The sequence below is a fragment of the Paenibacillus sp. oral taxon 786 str. D14 genome (assembly GCF_000159955.1).
Classification (GTDB): Bacteria; Bacillota; Bacilli; order Paenibacillales; family Paenibacillaceae; genus Fontibacillus; species Fontibacillus phoenicis.
Map to the genome: position 1 here is coordinate 20,510 of NZ_GG695996.1, position 3,711 is coordinate 24,220.

Annotated in this window: 3 protein-coding genes; 1 reads left to right on the forward strand and 2 read right to left on the reverse strand. The window is 55.8% G+C overall.

Annotation, left to right across the window (positions count from 1 at the left end; translation table 11 throughout):
* Positions 1 to 188 precede the first annotated feature (188 nt).
* On the reverse strand, positions 189 to 2,189 hold the full coding sequence (locus tag POTG_RS20760; RefSeq protein WP_009226806.1) for a M1 family metallopeptidase: 2,001 nt from the start codon (positions 2,187 to 2,189) through the stop codon (positions 189 to 191).
* A gap of 191 nt (positions 2,190 to 2,380) precedes the next feature.
* Between POTG_RS20760 and POTG_RS20765 the strand changes: the two genes are divergently transcribed.
* Positions 2,381 to 2,893 carry a YwhD family protein gene (locus POTG_RS20765; protein WP_009226807.1) on the forward strand — a complete coding sequence of 171 codons (513 nt, stop codon included), beginning with the start codon at positions 2,381 to 2,383 and terminating at the stop codon, positions 2,891 to 2,893.
* Between the two features lie 77 nt (positions 2,894 to 2,970).
* Here POTG_RS20765 and POTG_RS25015 read toward each other — a convergent pair.
* A partial coding sequence (locus POTG_RS25015) for an HAD-IC family P-type ATPase (RefSeq protein WP_232282367.1) occupies positions 2,971 to 3,711 on the reverse strand: 741 nt, incomplete at its 5' end.

Consider the following 3,711-nt stretch of genomic DNA (forward strand, 5'->3'; position numbering starts at 1 on the left):
CCCCCTTTGCCCAAAGTCCTTTACAATTCCAAGTAAAAATCTGGTATCTGACATGGTTTTTGGCTGGGTTTGGTTTGATGCGCCCTTTTTTCGTGACTCCGCGCTCAACAGGCACGGGAAATTTCCAATTCGATTAAATCAACAGCTTGACATCATACCGCTGGACTTATAGAAGTATGGACCTAGGTTTACCACAGAAGTCCCCCAAGGATCGCTTCAAGCAGCTTGGTGACGCTCATATTGGAGCGGGACAGCGTGGTTTCAGGGACTTCCGCTTTCAGATAGTTGTTGATGTGAAGGTTCTCCACCGTTAAGGTGTAATCCGGATCGATCTGAACCCATGCCAGCGGTGCTTTATATTGCAGCTTGATCTCGAGGCGAGTATCTTCCCCGTTCCATTGCTTGCGTACGGTGTGACCATCGGTGAAGGTAAACAGCAGCGGAACCTTCGGGTGGGTTGCCCCTTTGCGGGTAAAGACTACGTTCGACTCGTAAATCCGGCCGCCTTCTTGGCTGATCGGAGTGATCTGAATTTTTTCCACTGCAAAATCCGCCATTTTCCCGTCATAGACGTATTGCTGAAAATACTCTTTCCAGCTGCGGCTGGTCACTTGCTCAACCACCCGTTGGAAGTCGGCGGTCGTTGGGTGCTTAAACCGGTACTGCTGGCTGTACGTGCTCAGAATCCGCTTCATCGTCTTGCTGCCGACCTGCCGCTCGATATCAAACAGGATTAACTTGCCTCGGTAGTACGCATTCTTGGCATAACCGTCCCCGGAGCCGTATTTCCAGGCGTTCTGGGTCAAGGAAGCCGGCGAGGTAATCATGGCGGACTGGATCGGCAAATTCGGGGTGATTCCGAACTCCTGCTCCATGAGCTTATCCTCTGCATAAGAGGCAAAAGCTTCATCCAGCCAAGCTTCCTCGAATTCATTGTTGGCGATCATCCCGTAGAAGAACTGATGGGCGATTTCATGGATGACCGTGCGCTCCAGATCGTCGTATCCGGGGGAATCGCTGACGGCTCCAAACGCGGTGACCAAGGTTGGATATTCCATACCTCCCGCACCGTTTGCGTTCGCCGGTGGAACCACAACGGACAGCGTGGAATACGGGTATCGTCCATACCACTTACTGTAGTTCGCCAGAGCTACCTTGGCGGCATAGAAGTAACGTTCCTTCAGATCCTTATGTGCAGGATCGAGATACAGCTTGATCCGCACGCCGGGAACTTCGGCAGAGGAGAACGGCTCTTCTACATAGATGAAGTTCGGCGAAGCCGCCCAAGCGAAATCGTGGACGTCGTCGGCGTAGAATTGCAAGGTTTTCCGTCCGTCCTTCAAGACCGCCTTTTTGGTCTGAAAACCGGTGGCTGCCACGGTGTACGTTTCGGGCACGTTGATCTTTACACTATAAATCCCAAAGTCGGAGTAAAATTCCGAGTTCCCGTGATACTGATGGAGGTTCCAGCCTTCGGACGTCCGCCCCCGGGTACCCACCGGCTCGTACACGCTAATCTTAGGAAACCATTGCCCTGCCATGACGAAATCGTCGGCCACGCCCATGCGGGCAAAAATCTTCGGCAGCTTGACGGTAAATTTCATCCGCAGCGTCAGGCTTTCGCCGCCCTGGACCGGCACGGGCAGCCGCACCTTGGCTAAAGTTTTATCCTTCGTATTGCCGTCGTCAGGCTGAACGTACTGAATCCGATGCAGCAAGGAGATGCCGTCGGTCGTTTTCAGCTCGGTGATCTCCATGGATCCCCAGCCGTCTTTGGGCATGACGTCGTTCCGCAGTTTTCCGCCCGATTCCTTCATAAAAGTCGTATCCTCGGAAGCAAACGCGTTAGGATATAAGTGCAAGTACACCTCGTTGATCGTTTTCTTGCCGGGATGGGTCCAGGTCAGCGTCTCCGAGCCGGTTAACGTACCTTCCTGCTCGTTCAGCGTGACGTCGATGTGGTATTCGGCGACCCGATTGCTGAGCACTTCGGCGGTCGGTTGCTGAATGGTTTCAGTTTGCGGCGGTGCAGGGGTTTGTCCGGTTTTTTGGACCGCTTTAGGCCCCGCCTTGGCCGGTACGAACGAAGCCAGCGAATCCCCCCCTCCCCGCAGGGTCACCCAGGCGGCTCCGAGGGTGAGGCACAAGGCAAGGATGGAAATGCCGTAGACAATAGTACGTCGGGTCATACAATGGATACCTCCCGTTGACAAGCATCTACAGCATGTATATGTTTGCATTTGGAAGATTATTAGTTAAAATTGAGAGGTAGTTAAAAAGCCATTTTTTGAACTTGGATTGAAATGTAAGGATAACTATATAAGCCGCTTTTGTTTAATGGGAACGGAGGCGGCAGGCACGCAGGAATATGGAGGGAATTATGGATCAGACACCGAAATCGGGTAAAAAGATTTTTGCCCTCAACATTATCAGTAATGATGAGAAGAGCAAACATAAAGGCTTTGGCGCGGGTTCCATCGATTTGAACAGCATGTCCCCGGTCATCATCGACGGCGATGAGGTGTACATTGACATCGGAGCCATGCACGCCAAAAGCAAGGTGGAGAAAGGCATCAAATTTTCGACCAACCGTGAGGACGTTCCGAATGGCCGCCAGGTCTGGATCGTTTGGGTTGCGGTAGACCGCGGGCCGGAAGGCCAGTTCTACGGTGGAATGACGGCTTGCGAGATGTTGATTGATACTGAAGCGCGCCGAGGCTGGAAAATTCTTGCTGACCATGTCAACAAAATGGATTATGCGTTAAAACGCAGAGTGATTTTGGACGGGTTGAGCAAAGAGCAGAAGGCCGGGTTGAAGCAGCTGCTGATCGAGACCAACGCGGAATGGTGGGACCGCTCGCCGGAAGAGCTGAAGGCGGCATTGGACGCGTAAACTGAATAGACGAGGCAAAAGAGAAGCGCCCCTATCCGGTTGGATCCCGGAGGGGCGCTTTGATTTGCAAATGGATGCTAGCGATGGGGGATGACCTGAACCTTCGGCGAATCCGCTGTTTGCGGGTCCTTGCCCAGTAAAATCGTCAGTCCAAACAGCGTCACGAGGATGGTCGCCCCCATATCGGACATGACGGCCACCCACAGCGTGAGCCAGCCGGGGATCGTCAGCAGCAGGGCCATCAGCTTAAGCGCAAGGGAGAGGCCGATATTCCAGGTGACGATCCGGCCGGCCCGCCGGGCGATGCGGATGGCGCGGGGGAGATGGCCAAGATGATCCTGCATCAGCACGATGTCGGCGGTCTCTACGGCGCTGTCCGTGCCTTGGCCCATGGCGATCCCGAGGTCGGCTGCGGCCAAGGCCGGAGCGTCGTTGATCCCGTCGCCGACCATCGCTACCGTCCCGCGGCCGGCCAGCGCCTGGATGTGCGCGACCTTCTGCTCCGGCAGCAGGCCGGCATGCCATTCGCTGACACCGCTGCGGTCAGCGATCGCTTGGGCTGCCGCGGCGTGGTCGCCCGTCAGCATGACGGTGCGGGCGACTCCGGCGCGGTGCAAGGCGCGGACGACGTCCGGGGCTTCCGGACGGAGTTCATCAGCGAGGCCGAACAGGCCCAACACGCGCGTGGATTCCGCGGCGAGCACCACGGTGAGGCCCTCCGCCTTCAGGCGCGCGAGGTCTTCGGTAACGCGCGCCCGCTCCTCGCCGCCGAGGGAGAGCTGCGCGAGCAGCGCTTCGCTGCCGACGAAGCAGCGAAC

Bases quoted from the DNA above. Each gene is read 5' to 3' on its own strand.
- POTG_RS20765 (WP_009226807.1), top strand. From the start codon at position 2,381: ATGGATCAGACACCGAAATCGGGTAAAAAGATTTTTGCCCTCAACATT.
- POTG_RS20760 (WP_009226806.1), bottom strand. From the start codon at position 2,189: ATGACCCGACGTACTATTGTCTACGGCATTTCCATCCTTGCCTTGTGC.